This window comes from Hwanghaeella sp. LZ110 (assembly GCF_048892525.1).
Classification (GTDB): domain Bacteria; phylum Pseudomonadota; class Alphaproteobacteria; order UBA8366; family Aestuariispiraceae; genus Pacificispira.
Window position 1 is genome coordinate 1 of the sequence record NZ_JBLZHT010000001.1, and the last position, 24,240, is coordinate 24,240.

A 24,240-nucleotide genomic window follows, 5' to 3' on the forward strand; every position below is an offset into this window, starting at 1 on the left:
CGACTATTTGGACGCCTCAAGGACTGGCGGCGCGTCGCCACGCGATACGACAGATGCGCTCACGCTTTCCTCAGCACAATCGCTATCGCCGCGACGGTCATTTATTGGTTATGAGTCCTGAGCCTAGGAGGCCGGTCAGGGTCAGAAGACTTTAAATCGCCTGAGAGTCTTTCACTTCCGGTTTGGGGCGCGTCTTGGACAGTTGGCCTAGTAGTGTGAACATTAAAGGCGCGGCTTCGCGCGCGATGCTTTTAGGAACCTTCACCTATCGGACTGAGCTTTGATGTTACGTTTCATAGCGGCACGCGCTTCCGCTTTCCTGTTGTTCAATATGCGAAGATTATTCCTGCCAACGCCGGTTTTCGGCTCTTCTGTGTAATTCTTAACTAAACTAATAGGTTCGAAGAATGGACCAAATCGAGGGACTGGTGCAGTTCTGGCAATGATTTGATTTTCGTCATTCAATGGGCCGGAAACACAAGGAACAATCTTGGCTCTTTTTTGCTTCCCTATCCGGGCCAACGCCATTTTTCCGTTTCCTTGGTCGAGGGAACCAATTTTTTCCTTCTCCTGCTCCAAGGTTTTCCAGAATGATTTGAACGAGCTCATAGGCTGAGCCAATTTAAGACGAAAGAGCTCATGGAACAGCCATACAATCTCTTCAGAGGGCCTGTGATTAAGGTCCATCGGTTTGAAAGGGTACTTGTTTGACGTCAGCGCCTATGGGACAGATTAGTGGAATTGCACAAGAGAGGATTTCTGGTTCATCGTAATGACCCGAAGGGGAATGAAGATGAGACAGAAATCGCAAACAAGACAAACGGGTGCCGACAAGGCCATCAAGGACATTCGCCGTTGGACGCAGTCCAATGAGATCAGGGTAGGTGACCTGCTCCCCGGAGGCTATCCAGTTCTCGTCGGTGCCTCAAGTTTCATCTGACAAAGCCATTAAGTAGGTTCTTTCGGTTAGTGGTGTGGCTGCGTGATCGGGGCAGTCTTGCTATAGCATCTATTCGCATAGATCAGCGGGGATTGATTTGGGCTTAGCTGGATATCCTGAACATTGCCGATCAGTATCCAATGCGTGCCATATTCCACGGTTTGCGCGATGCGACAGTCAAAGGCAACGACAACCCCGTTTATTACAGGGCTGCCGGTGCTGAGCTGTTGATAATCGATCTGGTCAAACTTATTGGTGGATGGGGCCCGCGTTCGTCCTGAGAAGATGTCGGAAAGTACTGACTGGTCCTCCCGCAATAGATTTACACAAAACACACCGTTACGAATAACCATAGCGGCCGTCAGGCTCGCCTTGTTCAAACAAATAAGAAGGGAGGGGCTGAGAGAATCGGCGGAGACAGATGTCATCGCGCTGACAGTCATGCCGTTTATGCCCGCCGGTCCATCCGTCGTGACGACACATACGGAGGTGGCTGCCCTGCTCATTCCATCCAGAAACTTCTGTCGCATAAAGTGTTCCTCAAAATAGTTGTGCGATATGCGCATGTTTGTGCGTAGAGTAAACGAAAACTAAAAATTATGTCAATGGGGTTGCCAAAACATCATGCGACCGCATGAGCGAGGCAGACATACGCATCATGCGACCGCATGAGCGAGGCAGACATACGCATCATGCGACCGCATGAGCGAGGCAGACATACGCATCATGCGACCGCATGAGCGAGGCAGATATACGCATCATGCGACCGCATGAGCGTGGGGACAGTGAATGCTGTAGAGGGGCGTTATAAAAGACGTTACTCCCTTAGGATTCATCCGGGTCGCAGGCTCAAAAAGGCGATCAAGCAAAACTCGCTTATTGACAGGCCATAGAAATTATGTGACAAATAATGCACAAAAATGCGCTAAGCGCACAAATTATGTTTTACGATAAGAACCCCGAACAGGGGCGCATTCCTCGCAAGAGGAAAACCGATCTCACCTGCAAAAAGCCCAACAAGACGGCAAGGGGTGCAGAACTGACAATGGACCGGGGGTTCCGGCCAAAAACGATCCGTGGGAGGATAGAATGAAAAAACTTCTTATCGCCGCAATCGCCGGCGTATTTATGACAGCAACATCCGCACAAGCTCAGAACATGACGATCGGAACATCCCAACAGGGGTCTGCGTCCTTTCTGACAGGGTCTGCGGTTGCCAAGGCAATTTCCGAGGCGACAGATTTGAATCTGCGCGTGGTGCCAGAAGGCGGTTCAGAAATCATCCTGTCGCGCCTGCATGCAGGCGCCATGGTTTTTGGTATCGCGACCAGTCCGCCGTTAATCCAGGCCTGGGCCGGTGGTGAAGAATATAAGGGCGTTAAACAGGAAAATGTGCGCGTTGTTGCGGTGCTGCGCACGCTTCGGACCGCCTTTATGGTTCGAGCGGACTCCGACATTACCTCGACGGCTGATTTTGCCGGCAAACGTATCGCAGAAGGGTTTGGTCGCCAGCGCGCCGCAGGATTGATGCAGGATGCAGGCCTTGCCGCCGCCGGCGTTGATAAGGCTAATCTGACACTGGTGCCCGTCGCGGGCGGCGCAAAAGCCGTTGATGATCTGGTTGCGGGTCGACTGGATATCACGCATTTTTCTCTGTCATCTGGTAAGACGAGAGAGGCGGATGCTTCTGTCGGTATTCGTTTCCTCACCATCCCAGATACCGATGAAGCAAAGGCGGCGGCCAGCGAGTCCATGCCGGGTGTCTTTATTGAAACGGTAGAGCCCTCTTCCGCCTATCCCGGATTCTCCAAGCCCATCAATGTCATCGCGTCAAAATATCTGTTGGTCACCAATGCTTCCGCTGATGAAGATGCTGTTTATACTGCGACAAAGGCATTGTACGAGAATAAAGAAAGCCTTGTTGCCGCTTACCCTGCGATGGCGGAGTTTGATCCAGAAAATATGCGCATGGATCTGGGCGTTCCTTATCATCCCGGCGCTTTAAAGTTCTATGCAGAGATCGGTCAATAGAATCTGTATATTGGTTGGGATACATATAGCTTATGACGGACGATCATAATACAGATGCCGACGAAGCCGGGTCGTACACCAGTCCCTGGATCGTGCGATGGGTCGGGAAGCCACTGTTGATTTTGATTACGCTGGCATCATTGGCCTGGGCCGGTGACTTGTATCGACGGGTTGGTTTGATTTTCCTGAATGAGCAATTCTATGCCGGCATGCTTGCCCTGGGCATGCCGGCACTTTTCCTGATAATACCTGCAACGGGAATACGTAAACGGCTGTATGTGCCCTGGTATGATATTCTGATCGCGATTGTGATGGGGGCGACCTCTCTTTACATCATGGTCCAGTTTCCCGTTTTCATTATGAATTACGGCGGCGCCACTACCGGCACGTTGATTGCGGCGACCATCCTTTTGATTGGTGTGGCAGAAGGGTTACGCCGAACTGCAGGCACTGTTCTTCTGATCTTCCTGTTGGCGTTTCTGGCTTTCGCGTTGGTCGGGCATTTTATTCCGGGACGATTGCAAGGGGATGATGTAGCGCTGGATCGCCTGATACCGTACGTCACGCTGGATCCAAATGGTATCTTTGGAATTCCGATACATGTTTCAACCACCATTGTGATTGCCTTCATTTTCTTTGGGTTTTTGTTGGAACCAAGCGGCGGTGGGCGGTTTTTTGCCGAAGGGTCAACCGCTCTTATGGGCCGGTTCCGCGGGGGATCTTCCAAAATTGCCGTTGTCGCCTCAACACTTTTCGGGTCGATATCTGGAAGCGCCGTATCCAATGTTATCGCAACGGGATCCATTACCATCCCAATGATGCGCAAAGGCGGGTACAGCAAGTCATCTGCGGCCGCCATTGAAGCGGTTGCATCAACCGGAGGTCAGCTGATGCCGCCCATGATGGGGGTTGCAGCATTTCTGATGGCGGAGCTTTTGCAGGTTGATTATTCAGAGGTTGTGCTTGCGGCGATAATTCCAGCATTTCTGTATTACGTTGCTTTGTTCTTCATGGTCGATCTGCAGGCTATTCGGGATGGTATTACGGCGGTTGACCGGAAACTGATTCCTCTCTTGATACCGACATTAAAACGAGGGTTTGTCTTCCTCTTACCTTTTGTCGTGATAATCGTTGGTCTTTTCGTATGGCACTTACAGCCTGAAACGGCGGCACTTTATGCCGCGTTGATAACACTGCCTGTTGGTTTTCTCTTTGGCTATAAAGATACAAAGCTAACGGTAGGTAAGGTTGTGACCGCGCTGACCAATACGGGCAAAGCCTCATTGGAATTGCTGATGATCGGTTGCGCCGCCGGTGCCATCATGGGGGTTCTAAACATAACGGGTCTGGGGTTCGGGTTGACCTTGGGATTGGTTGATTTAGCCAATGGCAATCTTCTTGTCCTGTTGGTTCTGTCTGCAATTCTTTGCATTGTTTTGGGTATGGGGTTACCGACAACAGCGGTTTACATTCTGCTGGCAACCTTGGTGGCGCCCTCAATCGTGGAAATGGGTGTCTCGCCAATGGCGGCGCATATGTTCGTCTTCTATTATGGAATGATGTCCATGATTACGCCGCCTGTTGCCATTGCCGCCTTTGCCGCAGCCACGGTGGCAGGTGCACCGATGATGCAAACCGGATGGCGCGCGGTTCAGTTTGGCTGGGTCGCGTATCTGATTCCATTCCTCTTTGTGTATTCACCCTCTCTTCTTTTGCAGGGGTCTGTGTTTGAGATTGCCTTAACCCTGGTCACGGCAAGTCTGGGGGTTTGGGTAATATCGGGTGTAGTCGTTGGCTATCTGGGGCAGAAATTATCGACGTTCCGTCGGGTGCTTTATTTACTGGTTGGATTGGGGTTGTTGTTACCAGTCGATGCGTCCGTCTATGCACATTGGATCAATGTCGTCGCTGGGGTCTGCCTGGCGCTGATAATGCTGTCAGACCGTGCGATCTGGCGCAGGAGTATCTCGGGTCGAAAACAAGGATCGGATTAGTTATGGAGGGGACCCAGAGACTATTTATCAATTTGCATGGCAGGTTGAATCTGCTGGACGGCCTCATGCAGCAAGGGCAGAAACTTGCTGATCAGATCCTCAACAGTCGCAAAGGTGGTTGCAACACTGGAATTCAGGCCAGCGATCACGGTGCCATTCGGACCGTGTATTGGAATCGCAATGGATCGGACTCCAAGTTCGGTTTCCTGATCAGAGATACTGTAACCTTGTTCGCGAATTGTAGCGATGCCCGCCATGAAGTCATCGATATCCGTAACTGTATGGGGGGTCCTTTTGATCAAATCGAGTGTGGAGAGGTAGTGCCGCAAGTCCTCATCTGACCGGCCGGAAAGGATGATCCGTCCGATTGATGAAGAATAAATAGGAAAGCGCGACCCCACAGTCACATTAATGGCATAAACACTGCGATGACTTTGAGCTCGGGCAACATAGATGACCTCATCACTGTCTTGGACACCAATCGAAATTGTGCCGAGAGTCTGATCGCAGAATTCATTCAGAATTGGTTGGATCGCGTCCCATTTCGACATTGTAGAGAAATAGGCATAGCCAAGTTCCAGGACCTTTGGGGCCATGTAAAACCGCTTTTTGCTTTGTCGCACATAGCCCAGATCACACAGGGTCAACAGGAACCGACGTGTCGTGGCGCGATCCAGGTCGACGATGGCGGCAATGTCACTAAGCGTTGCGCCATCCGTGACAGTGCCCAAGGCTTTCAATGTATCCAGCCCGCGGGCAAGGGAACGAACATGAGATCGATTGCTTTCATTCTTGACATCATCTGCTGCCATCAAAAAAATTCTCCTGAAGAACTATTGGGCGCTTAGTGAAATCATAGAGTGAATCCTAGAATGTTCCAGTGTGATTATAAGAGGTTCTTTCAATAAAGGCCAATTCAGACAGAGCAAGGTGACTGTTCTGAAATGGCGCAGATAAATGATTTCAAAGGGGAGTGAGTATGACGGCTGCGATCGCATCAGTATCACCAAATGAATTGGCGGATTGGTTGGAGGATCTGGAAGAGATTGCGCTGATCGATGTGCGGGAACAGGGTGATTATGCGCAGGGTCATTTGCTGTTTGCGTCATCGCTGCCCCTGTCCCGTTTGGAACTGATAGTTGAGCGCGCAATTCCTCGGAAATCCACACGTATCGTCCTATGCGACCAGGGGGATGGTGGTCTTGTGGTTCGAGCGGCAGTCGTTCTTTCCCAGATGGGATACACGAATCTGTACCAATTGGCCGGTGGTGTGGTGGCATGGTCGGACGCCGGGTATCGGACGTTTTCCGGTATATATGTTCCTAGCAAGGCCTTCGGTGAAATTGTAGAGCATTATTATGATACGCCAAATATTGACCCGGATGCCCTGGCCCGAATGGTTCAGTCCAGTGATAACGTGAAGATTTTTGATTGTCGCCCAAAGTTAGAGTTTCGCCGTATGAGCATTCCTGGTGCCGTGAATTGTCCTGGTGGGGAACTTTTGTTGCGCCTGCCGGAGATATTGCCGTCGCGGGAGACTGTTGTTGTTGTCAATTGCGCGGGCCGGACGCGCAGCATTCTTGGGGCGCAGACACTGATCAATGGCGGGATACCTAATCCAGTCATGGCGTTGCGGAATGGAACCATGGGGTGGCAATTAGCCGGATATGAGGTGGATCGGGCACGCGACAACGTCGTCTCCATGCCGGGAAAGGCTGGTCAGGCCCAGGCCAAGGATTTGGCGCAGGCATGGGCTGAGCGTGAGGCTGTTCGTTCTATATCATGGGACACGTATCTTCGTCTGGGCCAGGATGCCGATAGGACTACCTATCTGTTCGATGTTCGCGACATCGAAGAGTATCAGGCGGGGACTCCAGAGGGGGCGGTGCTGGCCCCTGCGGGGCAACTTGTTCAGGCCACAGACAGCTATGTTGGCACGCTGAAAAGCCGGATTGTTGTTTTTGATGATAAGAAGGTGCGGGCGATTATGGCTGCGACCTGGTTGGCGAAGGCCGGTTGGGACGAGGTCTATATTCTTACCGATGCGCCACATGAAGTTTGTCACGCTCCGGCGACAGGTCCGATTGGACCGGCACCAGCTATTTCTCAAGACAGGGTGATGTCTCCCTCTGAATTGGCCGCCCAATTGGATGATGGTTCAGTATGGTTATTAGACTTGGCGACCAGTCCTGAATTTCTCAACGGTCATATAGCGGGGGCACATTTTTGTATCCGCTCCAGGATGATGAACGCTTTGTCGAAGCTGGATCCGGAGAAAGACATTGTTCTGACGTCGCCAGATGGCGTCCTGGCGGCCTGGGCTTTGCCGGAAGTAGCGGCGGTCTGGCCGCGGAAGGTTCATCTGCTTTCCGGCGGGACGCAGGGCTGGCAGTTGAGCGGGATGGCACTGGACAAGGGGTTCCAGGAAACCTTGGAACCGCCGACGGATCTTTGGCATACGCCCTCTTCAGAATTTGGCGGCGGTAAAGCGGCGATGGCCGAATACATTGAGTGGGAAACAGGCCTTATCCCTAAGCTGAAAGGGGAGCCTGGTTTGCGCTTCCGATTGCCGTATTGATTTATCCTGGGTCGGAAAGCGATCAATCAGTCTTGTCTTCCTCAGCCTTCAGCCGATCGCGTTTCAGATAGAGCTGCATGCGTTAGCATGAGTTCGCGTCAGATGTGCCAGATGTGATGTCTCAATAGGTTGTTCATTCGGGAATTGTTTTAAGAAGTACGGGCTGCGGGTTTCAACATTGACACTGGCAAGGATCATGATTATTTTAGCAAATAACGCACGAACGTGCGCATAGTGAAATAATAAGAATTTTGAAAGGAAACGAACCAATGGTTCTGGGGTTGTCGTCTAAACATATGGAACTGGTGGAGCGCGTTAACGCCGTCGCACACGATGGGATTGCAGATCGGGCGTCCCAGTACGACAGGGACGCTGCATTTCCGGTTCAGGATATTGAGGATCTACGCCAGGCAGGCTTTTTATTGTGCACCCTGCCTGAAAAGGATGGGGGGCTTGGGTTTGGCGTCAATGGGTCAGATCCGCTATCATTTTTTCTAATTGTGGAACGTCTTGCCGCCATCAGTCCCGCAACGGCACATTGTTTTCAAGTTCACTGTAATGCCATGCAAATCTTACGGGAATATGGCTCAGACGAGCAGGTTAAACGCTTCATTCAGCCAACGATTGAAAAAGGCCATCTTTTTGTCGGGGCGGGGTCTGAACCCGGCGGTGGGCGACACTCTTCTACTGCCACCCCTGTTGACGGTGGCCTAAAAGTTACAGGCGTTAAGCACTATGCGACAAACGCAACTCACAGCACGTGGATGACAGTGCATGTCCGCAATGAGATCAGTGAGTTGATGGAGACGCTGGTCGTAAACACGAACAGTCCCGGTCTGACAATTGATGCCAGTGTCTGGGACCCGACAGGTATGCGCGCCTGCGTCAGCCCGTTGTTGACCTTTAAGGATGTCATTGTTCCAGAAGATTGCATCATGGCGGATTCGGAAGGGTTTTTTAAGAATCTTTGGCTGGGTAAGATCAATTTTGGCTTCACTGCGAACTACCTTGGGGGCGTACAAGGCCTGTATGAATTCACGCGGGATTATCTGAGGGATCGGGGTCAAAAAGACAACGAGGTCTATCAAACCGCGCTGGGTACAATGAAGGCACGGCTCGATGCGGCGCGTCTGCTTTTCTACAATGCAGCGTCTATCCTGCCTGTCGATTGCGAAAAGGCCCTGATCGCCAGCAATCAGGCTAAATGGTTGGCCGTCGAAACCGCGAACCAGTTCATTACAGAAATCGGACAGTTAATCGGCAGTTCGGGTTTTTTCAGAAAATATCCGGTGGAACGTCTGGTGCGTGACCTGCAGGTCCACACGCTGCACCGTCGCCATCATGTTGGTGCCGGTATCGTTGGTCAGGCAGAACTGGGCCTGCCGTATGATCTGAATAAATCCTGAGATCCGACACAATACGGATCTATAAACCGGGGAGCGGAACATGACACAAAAAAATCCTGGCGCCGAGGATCTGGGTGAACCAGACGGTGTTTATAATTCGTCACAACCAGGCTCGTGGTCTAAAGCGTGGCAGACAGACCCGATGGGCGGCGCGCTGAGTGATCACTGGCCGGACCTGATTGCAACATTTCGCTCCCGCGCGCCATTGGGCAGTGTGGCGCCTGATTTTAAGGGAGAGGTGCTGGATGGGCAGTCGGTGCGGCTATCAGATTATCGTGATCATAAGTCTGTACTGATTGTCTTTGGTTCCCTGGCTTGCCCGCCCTGTGTGACAAATATCCGCATCAATGACCCAAATCTGGTTGGGTTATATGAAACCTATGGGGAAGCAGTTGAGTTCTTGTATCTCTATACAAGGGAAGGGCATCCCGGCTCAAAAATTGTTCCGCATACCACAATGGAAGACAAGCGGCAGAACGCGCGCCGCCTGAAAGCAGAGGAAGGGATTACATTTCCAATCGTAATCGACGATGTGGAGGGTACTATCCAGCGCTCCTTTGTTCATCCGCATTTCAACAATCCGGTCTTTCTGATCAATCGCGCTGGAATAGTTACATATAAATCCGCTTGGTTGGATGCTTCTGAGCTACCGCAAGTGCTGGAGGATCAAGTGCTGTGGGACCGCAGGGCGCAGACCGATGCAACCATTAAGAAAAGCTACAGCGAACGTATCCGGCCGTTACGTGAACCGTACGATGTGAATTGTAACAAACGGATCAAGCGGCTGATGGACGATATCGGGCTGCCCCAGATAGCAATGGGCGCAATTCCCGGTATCGATTCTGAGAAGACGGGAGGATGAAATGACATCGAACTGTAAGCGGGTTCATGCCGGTCCCTATATTGTGGATCGTGCCTGTTATACCGATCCGGAGATTTTTGATCAGGAAGTCGAGCGCATCTTTGAGAAGTCCTGGGTCTTTATCGCCCAGGCGAGCGAACTGGCTGAGATCGGTGACTATCGCACCGCCCTGATTGGCCGACAGCCTGTTATCGCCATTCGCGGTGAAGACGGAGAAATCCGGGTCTTCTTTAACAGTTGTCGTCACAAGGCGACGATGTTGTTGACGGAAAAACAAGGGAACTGTCAGAAAATTCGCTGTCCGTATCATCATTGGCAATATGATACCGAAGGGAATCTGAAATCCATTCCCCGTTATGAGGCATATGGCGGGGCCTTAGATATGACGCGCCTGGGCCTTGTTCAGGTTCCGCGCATGGGGGAGGTTTTTGGTTTGGTGTTTGCCAGCCTGGACCCCGACGCCCAACCGCTTGATCGCTATATCGGAGACGCGCTTCCCTACCTTAAGGATGTCGCGCTGTATCTTGGCGAGGACATGACCACCATAGGAACCTACGATTACGTCTATGACGGTAATTGGAAGCTGTTGATGGAGAACACAGTCGACGACTATCACGCGGAGTATCTGCATGACTATGCCTTTGTTCAACGGGCAAAAGTGTTCGGCATGGAAGATTCTGGCGGGTTCATGTCCGAGGAAGGAAGTCATTTCTCCGTTGAATTGGGACGGCATGGTGCATTTGATCAACATGATGACAAGCGAACTCTTGTTACCCAAAAGGTGCGCAGCCGCCGGGTTTATCTGAATGTCTTCCCCTCGTTAATCGCCCTATACAATCCAGTCTGGGATGTAACCGGGTTGCGGATCATGATCCCTGAAGCGGTCGATCGCACGCGGGTGATCAATTATGTTCTGGCACCAAAATCCGCTGATTCTGAAAGAATCAGGCTGATTGGGGAACGGTTCCATTATTCTTGGGGGCCAGGGGGGCGTGCGGGTGTCGACGACATTCATGTCTTCGCACAGATCCAAAAAGGCCTTCAGGCCAAGGCTGGGGGCAAGATCATCATTTCCCGTGGGCATGAAACGCCAGGTCCGAATGGTGGGCCGACTGAAGACCATGCTGTACGCGCCTTCTGGAGTGGGTGGCGGGAATTCATGGGGGATATCGCCGAACCTGCTGATGGCCAAACCATTGATGCAAGTATGGAGCAAGCCTATGCCGAAAACTAATCAAATCGCTGGGGCGCGCTTGTTGTTGGATCGTTATATCAGCGCTCTTGACCAGCGCGATTTTCAGGCTTGGTTGAACCTGTATCATCCTGAAGGTTTTTATGCGGTCTTGCGTCGCACTGAGTATGAAACCGGCAACAATGTGTTGTTGGTTGGCGAGGATTTGCGACGTTTGCGGGCCCGGTTTGAATCAGGCGAAAGCCGCGATAAGCGCCGTATGCTGCACAGTATTGCTTGGATTGTCGAAGGAAAGGAGGAAGGGTCCATACTTGCTGGCTTCACCCTTTGGCTTGATGGGCGTCCTTCCAATTGTGGTTGCTACGAGATGCGTTTGGTGCAGGACGATCAGGGCCAAATGAAGATCCGGCGTTGCACTGTTATTCTGGATGGCGATGTCATTCAAGATACGGTCTATCTGCCGATCTAGGGAGGATGCCATCATGGTCGGGCCAACAATAAGTTTCAGTCATATGGGCCTCTTTGTCAGGGACATTGATCTTATGGCCAGCTTTTATCAGGAGGCATTAAATCTGGTTGTGACAGACCGCGGTGATCTTCCAGGGCGCACGCTGGTTTTCATGAGCAGCGATCCCAGGGAGCATCATCAGGTTGTCCTGGCCACGGGGCGCACCGGCGAGCTGACCGATAAAGTGGTCAATCAGATTTCCTTTCGTGTCGGGTCGCTGGAGGAGTTGCAGGAGTGTTACCGTCGCCTGCAGGACATGTCGGGCGTTAGTGATTTCCGCTGTATCAATCATGGGACATCCTGGACCCTGTATTTCCGGGATCCGGAACTGAACCGCCTGGAATTGTTTGCAGATGCGCCCTGGTACATCGCGCAACCTGTTGCAGAGCCTTTGGATTTGACGCTTCCGGCTGAAGAAATTCGCACGGCGACGCTGCAAATGTGTCAGGCAGATCCAACGTTTGAACCGATTGAATCCTGGCGTGCTCGTTTGGCCGCTAAAATTGAAAAAGGTCGTGCCGCGCAGCAATCTGGGGCGACTTAATAAGCCGCTATAAAAATATTAAGGAGATCGTATGAAACTCGTAAGTTATGATTATAAGGGATCTGCGCAAATCGGTCTTTTGCTTGGCGATGATCAGGTTCTGAACGTTGCTCAGATTCTCAGCGCGGCGGGGCTTGGTTCAGATGCGGGTATGATTGACCTGATAGAACAAGGCGATGGGGTGCTGGATAAGCTCTATGCTTTTGAAGCAGATCATGCAGGACAGAAAACGCTGCCGTTATCTGATGTTACATTATTGTCACCAATCGCCCGCCCACGAAAAAATGTTTTCTGCGTTGGGCGAAACTATCTGGAGCATGTTTCTGAGGCATCTGAAGCCCGTGGACGGGAAATGAAGATCCCGACGGATCCCCAGTATTTTACCAAACCACCAACAACCGTGATCGGCCCTTTTGATGATATTCCGCTGCATGCCGACGTAACTGATAATCTGGATTATGAAGTCGAGCTGGGGGTGATTATCGGCAAGAAGGGCGTTAATATTCCGAAATCTGATGTATTGGATTATATATACGGCTATACGGTGATTAACGATATCACTGCACGAGACGTTCAGCGCCGCCATGACCAATGGTTCAAGGGTAAAGGGTTGGATGGCAGTTGCCCGATGGGACCATGGATTGTTCCGTCGCGTGACATCTCCGATCCCGGCGCGTTGGATATTTCGCTGACCGTGAATGGTGAAATGCGACAAAACTCCAACACGCGGAACATGATTTTTGACCTGGCGACCCTGGTATCTGTCCTCTCTCAGGGGATGACATTAGAACCTGGGGATATTATCGCGACAGGCACCCCCAGTGGTGTTGGTTTTGCGATGAAGCCTCCCTGTCTGCTTAAGGATGGCGATATTGTTGAGGCCAGCGTTGCCGGCGTTGGAACGATCCGAAACAGGGTTTCAGGCTGACGAAAGACCGGATGTCGCAATGACCGGGGAAAGCAAACAGTTGCACCGTTTTGTTGCGGATGTTGATCTGGATCGCCTTCCGGCGACAGTTATAGCACGGGCAAAGCGGCATATTCTGGAAACCGTGATCCTCGCATTGGCGGGCGGCTCCGAGGAAGGGGTTGCCGAAATTCGGGCCCTTGCAAAGGTTGAATACGCCCAGGGTCCCAGCGCTGTCTGGGGTGCTGGTGACAGATTGCAGCCTTCCGGTGCGGCTCTGGTCAATTCGTATGCTGCTGCCGCATTGGATTACGATACATTGTGCAATACCGTCCATGGCGATGTGGTCATTATTCCGGCGGTCCTAGCCATGGCGGAGGCAAGGCAGGCGACCGGACGTCAGCTACTGGAGGCCTATATTGCGGGTATCGAGGTAACAGCACGGCTGTCTTTCTCTGCCAAACCGCCGCAACGGGGATGGACCCATACCAGTGTGTTCGGTGTTTTCGGTGCGGCTGCGGCCGTTGCCCGATTGATTGGGTTGCCAGAAACCCGTATCGGCCATGCAACAGGCATTGCGCTCAGTCTGGCGGCCGGGTCACAACAATCGAATGTTGAGAAGGTTCTTACCAAACGCTTGCAACCGGCCTTGGCCGCACGAAACGGTGTCTTTGCAGCATTGGCGGCGGAGGCCGGAATCTCAGGGCCACAGCAAAGTCTTGAGGGACGATGTGGGCTGTGGTCCCTGTATCAGGCAGGCGATCCGGCGCTGCTGTTGAAGGATCTGGGTGGGGAGTTCCGTTTTCTTGAAACCATTCTGAAAGGGTATCCGGTCTGCAGTTGCAGTCATGCTGCCATTGTCGCCTGTTTGGAACTGATCGCTATAAATGCCCTGGATCCGGCCGATATCTCCGAGGTTGAAGTTACAGTGACCCCCTTCATGGTGCATATGGTTGGTGGAGACTTCGATCCCTCCCGAGACCCGGTGGTCGCGGCGCAATTCTCCATTCGCTATGCCCTTGCGTGTTGCATCTTGCGCGGTGGAGTTTCCCTAGCGGACCTTGATCTGGCGGCAATATGTGACCCGGCTATTCAGGAATGGGCGGCGCGCATTCAGATTACCGTTGACCCGGAGAATGACGGTGAGCTTGCGCCCGCTCGGGTGCGCTTGAAAACCCGAAGTAAAGGTGTGTTGGAACGCTGCGTCTCTGTGATGCCTGGCAGCGTCGAGGCGCCGCTTTCTGACGCTGCTTTCAAGGGCAAATTGCAGGATTGTGTGGATCGAATCCCCGGCTTTTCAGAGCAGGGGGGACTTGTTCGCTTAGACGAAATTGTTGAGGCGATCGACCGGTCAGATCAATGCACAGACCTGACCGGGTTTCTCGCGGCGGTCGGTCAGTCTTCCAATGATTTCGACCAGCGCCCCTGAATGGCGATTTGGTCGCGCGCGCGACGTTGCCTGGGGGTTTTTTCTCGCGCCAGCAGGTCTTCCTCCAGCAATTGATCCGCGTCGCCGGTGCGACCGATTGCAATAACCGTCATTGGTTTATAGATCTCCGGTACCCCCAGAGTATCTGCTATCTTTGAGTCAAATCCCGCCATCTGATGGGTTGAAAGCCCCAGTGCCTGTGCCTGAATCGTCAGATGGGCGACCGCTTGCCCCGTGTCATAGGCTGCGTGGGGCAGGGGCGATTGATCCTCCTTCACGTGCTTTGCCAGGGCGAGAATGAGGACGGCCGCATTCGGCGCCCATTTGACATTGCCGGGCTTCAGCGATTTTACAATTTCGGCGAAAGTAGAGTCTTCACGAATTCCGATCAGAAAACGCCACGGTTGGGTGTTGCTGGCGGATGGGGCCCATCTGGCTGCTTCCAAAAGGGTATCAATCGCAGCTCCCTCCATACTGTCGTTTGGATCAAAGGCGCGCGGGCTCCATCTTTCGGCCAGCAGGTCATGGATGGGGGGTGAGGCATTGGCTCTTTTCATGAAGTGGCTCCATCTATTAACAAAAGCATCTAGACAATGTGCGCCTAGCGCATTAATGTTTATTAGATGAAATTGAACGATGCGCTAACTTAAGTCAACCGACAGGATATCGAGTGCCATCCTAGGCGGGTTTCATGAAAAGAGGAACGAACGCGTGAGCGAAGAATTTTCGGGTAAAGTAATTTGGGTGGTTGGTGCGACGGGCGCCCTTGGTGAAGATATTGTAAATCAATTGACCTCAAAAGGGGCAACTGTCATTGCCTCTTCCCGGCAAATAGAGGGGAAGGGGGTGCCGGTCCCTGGAATCCATCCGATGAATGTCGATGTCACAAAGTTCGAAACAACGGAAATGGTGGCACAGCGTATTGTTAAGGACCACGGCGGCATCGATGGGTTGGTGGTGACAACCACATTACCGATCTTTGGAGACTTCATGGATCTTGGGGATGCAGAATGGGAGGCGGTGCTGGAAACGAAGATGATGGGCACGATCCGCCTAATTCGTGCGGTCGTCCCATCTATGCAGGCGCGGGGTGGGGGCAGCATTGTTGCGCTGAGTGGTGGTGGTGGGATCAACCCGTCGCTGCGACATTTACCCGGTTCAGTCGCGAATGCCGGAATAAATCTGGTGGTCAAGGGGCTGGCGAAGCGTTTCGGGCCGGATCAGATCCGGATAAATGTGGTTTCTCCTGGGCCAATTGAATCGCCTCGACTGGAAGCGATCCGAAAGGCCAAGGGACCCAGCACGAAAACACCGCTTGGCGGAGCTGGCCAACCGGATGATGTCAGTAATGCTGTCATCTTTCTGTTGTCCAGTAAGGCCAAATATATTACCGGCGCTAACCTTGCAATTGATGGTGGCGGTCGCCTGGAAGATCCTAAATAGGCGCTTTTACACACTCAATGATCTAAAACCGGATTCATCAGTATGCCAATCTCAATCATGGACTGGATACGGTCCATAATGGAGCGCCTAAAGCCAGCGTCTATATTCAATCACTTCCCAGGTTTTCTGGTTTGTGTCGTCGTTGCGACTGCGGCGCAGTTCATATCAGAACATTACGGCGCGCCTGTAATGCTGATGGCGCTGCTGCTGGGGATGGCCCTGCATTTTCTATCTGTGGAAGGCCGCTGTATGACGGGCATCCAATTCTGCGGACGGGCGGTGTTGCGCATTGGCGTTGCCTTGATGGGGGTGCGGATCAGTGCATCCCTTTTGGCGGTTGTTGGGCCTTGGCACATTGCCTTGCTTGGTGTGGCACTGCTGCTGTGTATTGCCTTTGCCATGCTACTAGGGCGCTTTCTGCAGGTGCGAAAAACTTTTGCATTGTTGACTGGGGGGGCCGTCGCAATTTGCGGCGCGTCGGCGGCGATGGCCATAGCCTCTGTATTGCCACGTCATAAGGATTCTGAAAAAAACCTATTGTTTACGGTTGTTGGAGTTACGGTTCTCAGCACGGTAGCCATGATTCTGTATCCGATCCTGGCCGGGCAGCTATTTGACACGGAAGCAGAGATTGGATTCTTCCTGGGGGCAACGATACACGATGTCGCTCAGGTGGTTGGTGCCGGATTCTCGGTGTCCGAAAATACAGGTGATATTGCCACCCTAGTAAAATTGATCCGGGTCTCACTTTTGGCGCCCGTGGTTGTGGTGATTGCTCTCGCGGTTCGAAGTCTGGGTCGTCACACCGGCTCGATGGGTTCACGCCCCCCGCTACTTCCGGGTTTTGTGCTGGGTTTCCTTGTTCTGGCCGCGCTTAACTCTTTTGATCTGATCCCTGTGGCGATCACTGACGGATTAGGCGAAATCTCCCGCTGGTCCCTGATCATTGCCATCTCTGCCGTTGGAATGAAAACGTCATTAGGTGAGGTTATGGGGATTGGCCGATCTGCTATGATTCTAATCCTAGCAGATACGATCTTCCTGGCCGCTGTCATTTTGGGCGGGCTTGCTCTATAGGCTGGGTCGCCGCAAGGTCCTTTCGCTGCTATAACTCGGCTATTTGAAGCGCTCAGGTCATTGTCAGCGGCAATCTCACTTTTTGAAGCAGCCGTTTCATCTCCGATGGCGAAAGGTGCGCACATGTCTTGCGCCCGTTAAAGAATGTCTTTCCAGATTGGCGCTCGGCCTGCAGGAAACCTCTGTAGCTGCCGTTCCCGGTTTGCGGGCGGGCTAATTATGGGGCCGCTTGATCGGGGCCCCTTCGGCTATAGAGCCTTCGCGCCATTGCGTGGCGCTCATCCCAAACTCGCGCTTAAACGCTTTGCTGAAAACAGAAGCATCGGTATAGCCCCAGACACTTGCAATCTCCATCACGTTGAGGTGGCATTTTTGCGGATCCAACAAATCCTCTTTGCAGCGGGATAAGCGCAGCCTGTGTATATAAGCGCTGACGCTAGATTCAGCGCGTTCAAACAGCTTGTGAAGGTATCGGACGGAAATTCGCTGGGACCGCGCTACTGTTTCGGCTGACAAGGAAATGTCATGAAGGTTCCTGAGAATGTATTGTTGGATCTGCTCCAGGTGTATTTCAGCAAGGGACTCTTTCTCGCCTTTTACCGATCCTTCAAGTAGCGCCGCGGAGGCGGCGAGGAACACGCCCTTGACGCCACTGGAGCGCTCTCCCTGACGAAGGTCATCGATGCGCCGGACCATCTGTTGCATAAGCCCTTCCACCAACAGGCCGACACCATTGTTCGTGGTGGTCCGTGCGCCTCGGAACCTGGCCGCTCTTGGAATGCGTGACGCAACGTCGCTCCAGGGCACGACCAGAGTTGTCTTTTGCATCGTTTCCAACACTTCAAACTCATATGGAACGTCACTGCGCCAGGCGATTACATCTCCCGCACGCGCAATGACCTGCTCCGTCCCGAACTGAATTTTCTCGACTCCGGATTGGATGATCTGGATGCCAAAGCTGGGGCATTCATGATGGACCTTCGTCCTGTCCCTTCGACCCGAGCAGGGGTCGCAGCGGCATTCTATGAGGGACAGGCCATTGATCTCGCGCGACCGAATTTTGGATGAGAAACCAACAGATAATCGCTTCGTGATTTCGATGGGGCGATACACCGCGCCCATTGCCTGCTGCAATGCATCTGTTCGGTCCGCAAAGGGTATATTGGACGCGGACCAATGCTGTTCGCTCGATAGAATCGTTCCTTGCATTCTTGCCTCCTCCCTTATTCTGCACAATGTGCACATTTTGACCAATCGTAGTGCACAAAAGAGCAAAAAGCTATCAGGCAACTTAGCTATAGTCGGTTAGATCGCCTCCAAGGCGGCAGCTTGCAATAATCACAAATGGGAGGATTTACATGAGTAACGCGCGACTGCCCGAAGTTGCAACGCAACTTGACCAGGTTGATTGGAAGCCATTTCCCGAGCCTTTCGCTTTTGGCGGTATCCGTTGGAAGCTTCTCCACACCAGCCCGGGTACCGGGGACTGGTCGGCCATCTTCGACTGCCCCAAAGGATCCAGCATTGCCCCTCACACGCATTTTGCGAGCGGTCAGTATCTTTTGACCAAAGGGCGTATGGACATTCGTGGCGGAGCGGAGAAGGGTGGAGCAACGGTTCTTGCTCCAAGCCATGGATACGAGTCTAACGGTGCCGTCCATGAGCACACCAATTTCCCGATCGATAGTGAATTCTACATGACGTTTGATGGCCCCGTTGTATTCACCAACCCGGATGGCTCGGTGATGGCCGTTGTCGGGTGGGAGCAAGCCCGGGCTGCTTGGTCGGCCTAGTCCCCACCCAAGCAATACAGGCTGTGGCGGCATTCTGGGCCGCCACAGCTTGAGAGAAGCATTCAATAATCGATAAGGTCATTGACCATAGGGGGAGCATTGGAAACCACTGTTGGAGGACTCATTCGGGCGGCCGCTCGTCGCTATGGTGCGAAGACTGCACTCATTGTTGGGGGTGCAACGTATAGTTACGCTGCGCTTGACGAACAGTCGTCCATTCTGGCTGCTCATCTTGAGCAGATGGGATTTCAGAAGGGCGACGTAATCTCTCTGTGTGCGCCCAATTCCGCTGAGTGGATCATCAGCTATTACGCCATCCTCAAAATGGGGGGGGTGGTCAATCCGCTGAATCTGATGCTGACACCCAAGGAAGTCGCTTACGCAATGAAAGATTGCGGTGCAAAAGCCATTTTGGGGGCGGCTGAGAACCTGGCGGCTTTGAGCAGTCTGGCCGATGAAGGAATGACTGCCACAAGAATCGCCTGGGGGGAGCCAGTTCCAAAGGCTACCATTCAGTTTACCGATCTGCAGACCTGGCCCGCTGATGTTGAACCCGAATATCCGGTGTCAGGACTGCAGGCAATCGATACATGCAGTGTGAGCTACACATCCGGGACCACAGGTCATCCGAAAGGCGCTTTGCTGACTCATGGCGCGATCCTGATGAATGTCGAGATGACATCTGTCATGCATGCGCGGACTCATGAGGATGTAATCGTTTCGGCGCTGCCATGCTCACATGTCTATGGAAATGTTGTCATGCAAAGCACGTTCTCGCATGGCGGCACCTTGGTTCTGCATGCTGCGTTCGATGCCGAGAGAATCGCACAAAGCATCGAAACGCATCGCGCCACCCTGCTTGAGGGGGTGCCAACCATGTACATGTATCTGCTTAACTTTGGGCGTCTCGACCAGTTCGATCTGTCTTCATTGACCCGTTGCACTGTCGGTGGCCAGACGATGCCTGTTTCCAAGCTAGAGGACGTCGAGCGGGTTTTCGGCTGCCCGATACTTGAACTCTGGGGTATGACAGAAATCGGAGGTCTGGGTACCACACATACTTTTTATGGCCCGCATAAGTTGGGATCGATTGGCATTGCTATGCCTCATGTGGAGATCCGAATCGCCGCCGTTGATGATCCGACCGCACCGATTGAGACCGGTCAGGTAGGGGAGTTGCAGGTTCGGGGCCCCATCACAATGCGTGAATATATTGGCAACAGCGCCGCCACGGCAGAGGTTCTGCTGGAGTCCGGCTGGCTCAGGACGGGTGATCTCGCATATATCGATGCAGAAGGATTTGCGTTCATCGTTGATCGGCTCAAGGATCTTATCATCACCGCCGGATTTAATATTTATCCTGCTGAGCTAGAGCGGGTGATCGCTGCTTACCCTGGCGTCGCGATGGTTGCGGTGGGCAGTGTTGCAGATGACGACAAGGGCGAATTGGCAAAAGCCTATATTGTCCAAAGAGAGGATGCTCAGCTGGACCTTGAGGACCTGCGCCGATATTGTCGCGAGAATCTGGCCGCTTATAAGGTGCCACGTGCATTCCAACTGGTGCCCGATCTGCCAAAGACGAGTACCGGCAAGATCATGCGCCGTGCCCTGCGTCAGCTCGACTCCGATTGAATTGAGGCCAAAATGACCATGAAGACTGAGAGTATCCGTGAGGAGTCTGTTACACCGCCCGACCAGACACGCGGCTTTTCATTCAATCACACCATGTTGCGTGTGAAGGAACCAGAGCGATCGCTGGACTTTTATTGCCGTATCATCGGGATGCGTTTGCTCAGAAAAATCGATTTTCCTGATCTGCGTTTTTCTCTCTATTTCCTGCGGTTCTGCACCTCGGAGGACTCTGTTCCACAAGATAGCGCCGAACGCACCTGTTGGCTGTTTGGTCAGTCAGGCGTGCTTGAGTTGACCCATAACTGGGGCACTGAGACGGACCCTGATTTCAGTTACCATGATGGCAATCGTCAGCCTCAGGGATTCGGGCATCTGTGCGTCTCCGTCCCGGACCTGGCCGCCGCCGTCAGTTGGTTCGACGAGAACAACATCGCTTTCGTTAAACGCCCGGATGAGGGAAAAATGAAAGACATCGCCTTTATTAAGGACCCCGATGGCTATTGGATTGAGATTCTCCAACCGGATTTGCTTGGGGAGCTTGGGCGCACGCGCTGAAAGCTTTAGCCTTCTGCTGCTCCGATGCATATAGGGGGCATGGGAACAGGTGTCAGGTCATCGCGGATGGAGCGCGCGGGGCAGGGGCCGTTCAATGCCCATCGCCGCCCAGAGCAGAGGATTTTGGATTATCCGGGAGGTTTTTAGCCTCCAACTGGATTTCTATCGCCCCAAAGGCTCCACTTGCTTTGACGGTGTGGCGGTCGCCCTGGGCAGTTGGACCCGCGATCAGCACGGCTTCCGGCGAATCCGGAAACCAAATCTCAGTCGCAACGAGAAGGGGCAGGCCAATTTCACGTGGCCTGCCCCGATCTTTCAATTTACCCGATGCTAGAGACTAGCGGTATGGGTAGCCTGCTTTCTGCATAACGGACGCATATTTCTTGAACGCATCGACAACGCGTTTTGGACGGTCGCCCTGAGTTGCGATTTCATCCCAGAACTTTTCCGCATCCGCGACAACCGTGGCCCATTCCTGTGGTGGAATGGATGTGAGTTCCATTTTCTCACCTTCAACACGCAACCGTGCTTCGCCACCCCAATACCAGGTCGCGCGATAATAATGCGATTGGTCGATGGTGATTTTGAACAGTTCCTGCAGGTGGGCTGGTACTTTTTCCCAACTGGCAGAGTTTGCGAAGTAAGACCCAAACCACGCGCCGGTCACTGAGTTGGTCAGTGCATAGTTACAGATGTCCGCCCAACCGACCTCATAGGCTTCGGTAAAGCCACACCATGCAACGCCGTCAAGCTCCCCAGTTTGAAGGGCGACTTCGACGTCATCCCAAGGAACCGTGACAGGGATCAGCCCGTATTGGGAAAGGAATTTACCAGCCGTCGGTACGCCAAAGACGCGCTTGCCTTTCATGTCGGCAAGGGAGCGGATCGGCTCTTTCGTGAAGATGTGCAGTGGATCCCAGGCACCGGCAGACAACCAAGTGACATTGTCAACTTCGTCATAGGCTTCTTTCCAGATCTCATTCAACCCGTAATATTTGAACATCGCCGGCACATCCAGTGAGTAGCGCGTGGCGAAGGGGAAATACCCGCCAAAGACGGAGATATCCACCGGTGAGGCCATTGTGGCTTCATCCGACTGAACCGCATCCAGTGTGCCATTCTGAAGCGCGCGGAAAAGCTCCGACGTTGGGACCAGTTGGTCTGCATAATACAGCTCGATCTCCATTTCGCCATTTGCGGCGGCATTGAAGGCATCGATCTGTGGCTTGATCACATGCGCACCAAGAGGGGCACCTGAATAGGTCTGCAAACGCCATTTGATCGGGCCGGTTTGGGCATGGACCGCTGGTGCCGCAAGAGCGGATGCCGCCCCAACTACCGATCCGGCCAAGAATTTACGCCGGGTTGAGAGAATCTGCTCGGATGGACTTTTTTTGGTATCTTCAGACATGTTTTACACCTTCTCTGTTGGTAAATGATGGCCTTGCACTGGCCATTCTGGGGTTAACCTCTGACCAATTCGGGCAGCCAGAGCGCGATTTGCGGGAACAAAAGCACAAGTGCGATTGTGAATGTCATCATAGCCACAAAGGGCCAGATGGATCTGTAGATATCGGGCAGTGAAATCTCCTTCGGTGCCATCGCCCGCATCAGGAACAGGTTATATCCGAAGGGGGGCGTTATATAGGCGATCTGGCATGTCATCGTGTAGAGCACGCCAAACCAGATCAATTGGTTCTCAAAGCCGAGATCAAGGACTTTGACCAATGGAATGTATAGCGGGGCCACGATAACCAGCATCGCGGTATCATCCAGGAACATGCCCATCACGATAAAGCTAACCTGCATCATGATAATGACCTGCCAGGGCGTCAGCTCCCAACGGTTGAGGAAAATGTCTTCGACCGCACGCACCGCGCCGATCCCATCGAACACCGCCCCAAAAGCCAAGGCTGCAAGGATCAACCAAAGAAACATGCAGGACACACCCAGTGTCTTGCGCGCCGTTTCATGGACCATCTTGAAGCTGAGGCGTCCCTTGACGGCCGCCGCTAACGTCGCTGCAGACGCACCCACAGCGGAGCTTTCAACAAGGCTGGTCACACCCATGATGAAGAGCCCTGTCATCGCAAAGAAAATCAGGAATGGGATGATGCCCGCGCGCAACAGCTTCAGCTTCTCGCGCATCGGCATATTGAGTTCTTCGTCTGACACAATCGGCGCAAGTTCAGGTTTGAGCTTCACGCGGACAACGACATAGATCACGAACATCGTTGCCATCAGCAACCCCGGGATCATCCCGGCCAGCCAAAGCTGAGAGACAGGTTGGCGGGCAATCATGCCATAGAGCACCATGACGACGGATGGCGGCACCAGGATACCAAGCGACGATCCGCCCTGAACCACACCCGTGATCAATACCTTGTCATATCCCCGGCGTAACATTTCGGGCAGGGCAATTGTTGCCCCAATCGCCATGCCAGCGACCGACAATCCATTCATCGCCGATATGATCACCATCAGGAAAATAGTCCCAATCGCCAGACCGCCGCCAACGCGACCGAACCAGACATGCAGCATCTTATAAAGATCTTCGGCGATGCCGGATTCCGAAAGGACATAGCCCATATAGACAAACAAGGGCAGCGTGAGCATCGGGAACCAGTTGAACAGTTTGAAAGCCGCAGAGAACGGGATTTCGATACCGCCCGTTCCATAAAGCATCAGCACCATTGCCGACGCGACAAAACCAATGGCCGCAAAAACACGCTGTCCGGTCAGGAGCAGGACCAGCATGGATGCGAACATGAGAAGGGCAATCAACTCGTGGGTCATTGAACGGCTTCTCCACGTAAGTCATTTATATGTTTAAATATCTGGGAAATGGTTTGCAGGATCATCAGCACGATACAGGCAACCATCAGCGATTTAATCGGGATCATGGATGGGTTCCACATCGAAAACCGCGTTTCGTTCGTATCAATGGCATAGTCTAAACTGGAGATAGATCCGTAGAGCAACACCGAAAGATAAAACAGCAGGCAGGAAATCGTGACCAAATCCATCAGCGTTTTGCCCCGGTGCGATAGGCGTTCATAGAACAAGTCCATGCGCACATGATCACCGTCCTTGATGGTCATTGCGCCGCCCATAAAATAGTAGGCGGCCAAGGTAAATTGCGCGAACTCAACACACCAATGCAGTGGAATATCGATGATATTGCGGGTGATGGCGTCCAGCAGTAACACCCCGACCATCAAAAAGATCAGATACATCGCAACAATACCGACATACTGTGCCGCGCGATCAACCAAACGCACATAGCTGCGCATTACATTTTGCATTCGATAGTCCCCATTCTGTAACCCCCTCATTTTCTCGGGACCTG

General features: G+C 52.8%; 24 protein-coding genes and 1 pseudogene. 16 read left to right on the forward strand and 9 right to left on the reverse strand.

Annotation, left to right across the window (positions count from 1 at the left end; all coding sequences use genetic code 11):
- Nucleotides 1-114, forward strand: a pseudogene (locus tag ACOSDM_RS00005) (IS5/IS1182 family transposase); the annotation flags it as partial.
- A 147-nt stretch (nucleotides 115-261) separates the two neighbouring features.
- Here ACOSDM_RS00005 and ACOSDM_RS00010 read toward each other — a convergent pair.
- Together ACOSDM_RS00010 and ACOSDM_RS00015 are read right to left on the reverse strand one after the other, a co-directional pair.
- Entirely contained in the window at nucleotides 262-609 is a 348-nt protein-coding gene (locus tag ACOSDM_RS00010) for a hypothetical protein (RefSeq protein WP_420722405.1), read from the reverse strand.
- A gap of 357 nt (nucleotides 610-966) precedes the next feature.
- A complete protein-coding gene (locus tag ACOSDM_RS00015) occupies nucleotides 967-1,470 on the reverse strand; it encodes a flavin reductase family protein (RefSeq protein ID WP_420722406.1) in 504 nt (167 codons plus the stop codon).
- Nucleotides 1,471-2,029: 559 nt separating this feature from the next.
- On the opposite strand from ACOSDM_RS00015, the gene ACOSDM_RS00020 reads away from it, so the two are divergent.
- Entirely contained in the window at nucleotides 2,030-2,971 is a 942-nt protein-coding gene (locus ACOSDM_RS00020; protein WP_420722407.1) for a TAXI family TRAP transporter solute-binding subunit, read from the forward strand.
- A gap of 32 nt (nucleotides 2,972-3,003) precedes the next feature.
- Nucleotides 3,004-4,965: a TRAP transporter permease gene (locus ACOSDM_RS00025; protein WP_420722408.1), complete on the forward strand. Its 1,962-nt coding sequence runs from the start codon at nucleotides 3,004-3,006 to the stop codon at nucleotides 4,963-4,965.
- Between the two features lie 20 nt (nucleotides 4,966-4,985).
- Here ACOSDM_RS00025 and ACOSDM_RS00030 read toward each other — a convergent pair whose 3' ends face one another.
- The gene (locus ACOSDM_RS00030; RefSeq protein ID WP_420722409.1) at nucleotides 4,986-5,777 is read right to left on the reverse strand and encodes an IclR family transcriptional regulator domain-containing protein; all 792 of its coding nucleotides are present in this window, start codon (nucleotides 5,775-5,777) and stop codon (nucleotides 4,986-4,988) included.
- A gap of 167 nt (nucleotides 5,778-5,944) precedes the next feature.
- On the opposite strand from ACOSDM_RS00030, the gene ACOSDM_RS00035 reads away from it, so the two are divergent.
- The 8 genes from ACOSDM_RS00035 to ACOSDM_RS00070 all read left to right on the forward strand — a co-directional run bounded on the left by ACOSDM_RS00035 (nucleotide 5,945) and on the right by ACOSDM_RS00070 (nucleotide 14,391).
- Nucleotides 5,945-7,543 carry a rhodanese-like domain-containing protein gene (locus tag ACOSDM_RS00035; protein ID WP_420722410.1) on the forward strand — a complete coding sequence of 533 codons (1,599 nt, stop codon included), beginning with the start codon at nucleotides 5,945-5,947 and terminating at the stop codon, nucleotides 7,541-7,543.
- Nucleotides 7,544-7,812: 269 nt separating this feature from the next.
- Complete coding sequence (locus ACOSDM_RS00040; protein WP_420722411.1) at nucleotides 7,813-8,949, forward strand: acyl-CoA dehydrogenase family protein; 1,137 nt, start codon at nucleotides 7,813-7,815, stop codon at nucleotides 8,947-8,949.
- A gap of 40 nt (nucleotides 8,950-8,989) precedes the next feature.
- Nucleotides 8,990-9,811, forward strand: a complete 822-nt coding sequence (locus tag ACOSDM_RS00045) for a peroxiredoxin family protein (protein ID WP_420722412.1) — start codon at nucleotides 8,990-8,992, stop codon at nucleotides 9,809-9,811.
- A gap of 1 nt (nucleotide 9,812) precedes the next feature.
- Nucleotides 9,813-11,045, forward strand: a complete 1,233-nt coding sequence (locus tag ACOSDM_RS00050) for an aromatic ring-hydroxylating oxygenase subunit alpha (RefSeq protein ID WP_420722413.1) — start codon at nucleotides 9,813-9,815, stop codon at nucleotides 11,043-11,045.
- Complete coding sequence (locus ACOSDM_RS00055; protein WP_420722414.1) at nucleotides 11,032-11,472, forward strand: hypothetical protein; 441 nt, start codon at nucleotides 11,032-11,034, stop codon at nucleotides 11,470-11,472. Before ACOSDM_RS00050 ends, ACOSDM_RS00055 begins: the two co-directional genes overlap by 14 nt.
- 13 nt (nucleotides 11,473-11,485) lie before the next feature.
- Entirely contained in the window at nucleotides 11,486-12,055 is a 570-nt protein-coding gene (locus tag ACOSDM_RS00060) for a VOC family protein (protein ID WP_420722415.1), read from the forward strand.
- 31 nt (nucleotides 12,056-12,086) lie between these two features.
- Nucleotides 12,087-12,983, forward strand: a complete 897-nt coding sequence (locus tag ACOSDM_RS00065; protein WP_420722416.1) for a fumarylacetoacetate hydrolase family protein — start codon at nucleotides 12,087-12,089, stop codon at nucleotides 12,981-12,983.
- Nucleotides 12,931-14,391, forward strand: a complete 1,461-nt coding sequence (locus tag ACOSDM_RS00070) for an MmgE/PrpD family protein (RefSeq protein WP_420722417.1) — start codon at nucleotides 12,931-12,933, stop codon at nucleotides 14,389-14,391. The genes ACOSDM_RS00065 and ACOSDM_RS00070 overlap by 53 nt, the downstream gene beginning before the upstream one ends.
- Here the strand turns inward: ACOSDM_RS00070 and ACOSDM_RS00075 are convergent.
- The gene (locus ACOSDM_RS00075) at nucleotides 14,358-14,948 is read right to left on the reverse strand and encodes a nitroreductase family protein (protein ID WP_420722418.1); all 591 of its coding nucleotides are present in this window, start codon (nucleotides 14,946-14,948) and stop codon (nucleotides 14,358-14,360) included. The two genes, ACOSDM_RS00070 and ACOSDM_RS00075, sit on opposite strands and share 34 nt — an antisense overlap.
- 154 nt (nucleotides 14,949-15,102) lie before the next feature.
- Between ACOSDM_RS00075 and ACOSDM_RS00080 the strand changes: the two genes are divergently transcribed.
- Both ACOSDM_RS00080 and ACOSDM_RS00085 read left to right on the forward strand, forming a co-directional pair.
- Nucleotides 15,103-15,834: an SDR family NAD(P)-dependent oxidoreductase gene (locus ACOSDM_RS00080; protein WP_420722419.1), complete on the forward strand. Its 732-nt coding sequence runs from the start codon at nucleotides 15,103-15,105 to the stop codon at nucleotides 15,832-15,834.
- Between the two features lie 42 nt (nucleotides 15,835-15,876).
- Nucleotides 15,877-16,911 carry a YeiH family protein gene (locus ACOSDM_RS00085; RefSeq protein ID WP_420722420.1) on the forward strand — a complete coding sequence of 345 codons (1,035 nt, stop codon included), beginning with the start codon at nucleotides 15,877-15,879 and terminating at the stop codon, nucleotides 16,909-16,911.
- A 213-nt stretch (nucleotides 16,912-17,124) separates the two neighbouring features.
- Here ACOSDM_RS00085 and ACOSDM_RS00090 read toward each other — a convergent pair whose 3' ends face one another.
- The gene (locus ACOSDM_RS00090) at nucleotides 17,125-18,120 is read right to left on the reverse strand and encodes a helix-turn-helix domain-containing protein (RefSeq protein ID WP_420722421.1); all 996 of its coding nucleotides are present in this window, start codon (nucleotides 18,118-18,120) and stop codon (nucleotides 17,125-17,127) included.
- Between the two features lie 149 nt (nucleotides 18,121-18,269).
- Here ACOSDM_RS00090 and ACOSDM_RS00095 point away from each other — a divergent pair, with 149 nt between their 5' ends.
- The 3 genes from ACOSDM_RS00095 to gloA all read left to right on the forward strand — a co-directional run bounded on the left by ACOSDM_RS00095 (nucleotide 18,270) and on the right by gloA (nucleotide 20,891).
- Nucleotides 18,270-18,704 carry a cupin domain-containing protein gene (locus tag ACOSDM_RS00095; protein ID WP_420722422.1) on the forward strand — a complete coding sequence of 145 codons (435 nt, stop codon included), beginning with the start codon at nucleotides 18,270-18,272 and terminating at the stop codon, nucleotides 18,702-18,704.
- A gap of 99 nt (nucleotides 18,705-18,803) precedes the next feature.
- The gene (locus ACOSDM_RS00100; RefSeq protein ID WP_420722423.1) at nucleotides 18,804-20,336 is read left to right on the forward strand and encodes a class I adenylate-forming enzyme family protein; all 1,533 of its coding nucleotides are present in this window, start codon (nucleotides 18,804-18,806) and stop codon (nucleotides 20,334-20,336) included.
- 12 nt (nucleotides 20,337-20,348) lie between these two features.
- Nucleotides 20,349-20,891, forward strand: coding sequence for a lactoylglutathione lyase (gene gloA, locus ACOSDM_RS00105; RefSeq protein WP_420722424.1), 543 nt, complete (start codon nucleotides 20,349-20,351; stop codon nucleotides 20,889-20,891).
- Nucleotides 20,892-20,982: 91 nt separating this feature from the next.
- Here gloA and ACOSDM_RS00110 read toward each other — a convergent pair whose 3' ends face one another.
- Genes ACOSDM_RS00110 through ACOSDM_RS00125 form a run of 4 tightly spaced genes read right to left on the reverse strand, consistent with a single transcriptional unit; the run spans nucleotide 20,983 to nucleotide 24,196 of the window.
- On the reverse strand, nucleotides 20,983-21,210 hold the full coding sequence (locus ACOSDM_RS00110) for an aspartate dehydrogenase domain-containing protein (RefSeq protein WP_420722425.1): 228 nt from the start codon (nucleotides 21,208-21,210) through the stop codon (nucleotides 20,983-20,985).
- A gap of 18 nt (nucleotides 21,211-21,228) precedes the next feature.
- On the reverse strand, nucleotides 21,229-22,302 hold the full coding sequence (dctP, locus tag ACOSDM_RS00115) for a TRAP transporter substrate-binding protein DctP (RefSeq protein ID WP_420722426.1): 1,074 nt from the start codon (nucleotides 22,300-22,302) through the stop codon (nucleotides 21,229-21,231).
- A 53-nt stretch (nucleotides 22,303-22,355) separates the two neighbouring features.
- Nucleotides 22,356-23,687, reverse strand: a complete 1,332-nt coding sequence (locus ACOSDM_RS00120; RefSeq protein WP_420722428.1) for a TRAP transporter large permease — start codon at nucleotides 23,685-23,687, stop codon at nucleotides 22,356-22,358.
- Complete coding sequence (locus ACOSDM_RS00125) at nucleotides 23,684-24,196, reverse strand: TRAP transporter small permease subunit (RefSeq protein WP_420722429.1); 513 nt, start codon at nucleotides 24,194-24,196, stop codon at nucleotides 23,684-23,686. Before ACOSDM_RS00125 ends, ACOSDM_RS00120 begins: the two co-directional genes overlap by 4 nt.
- Between the last annotated feature and the right edge of the window lie 44 nt (nucleotides 24,197-24,240).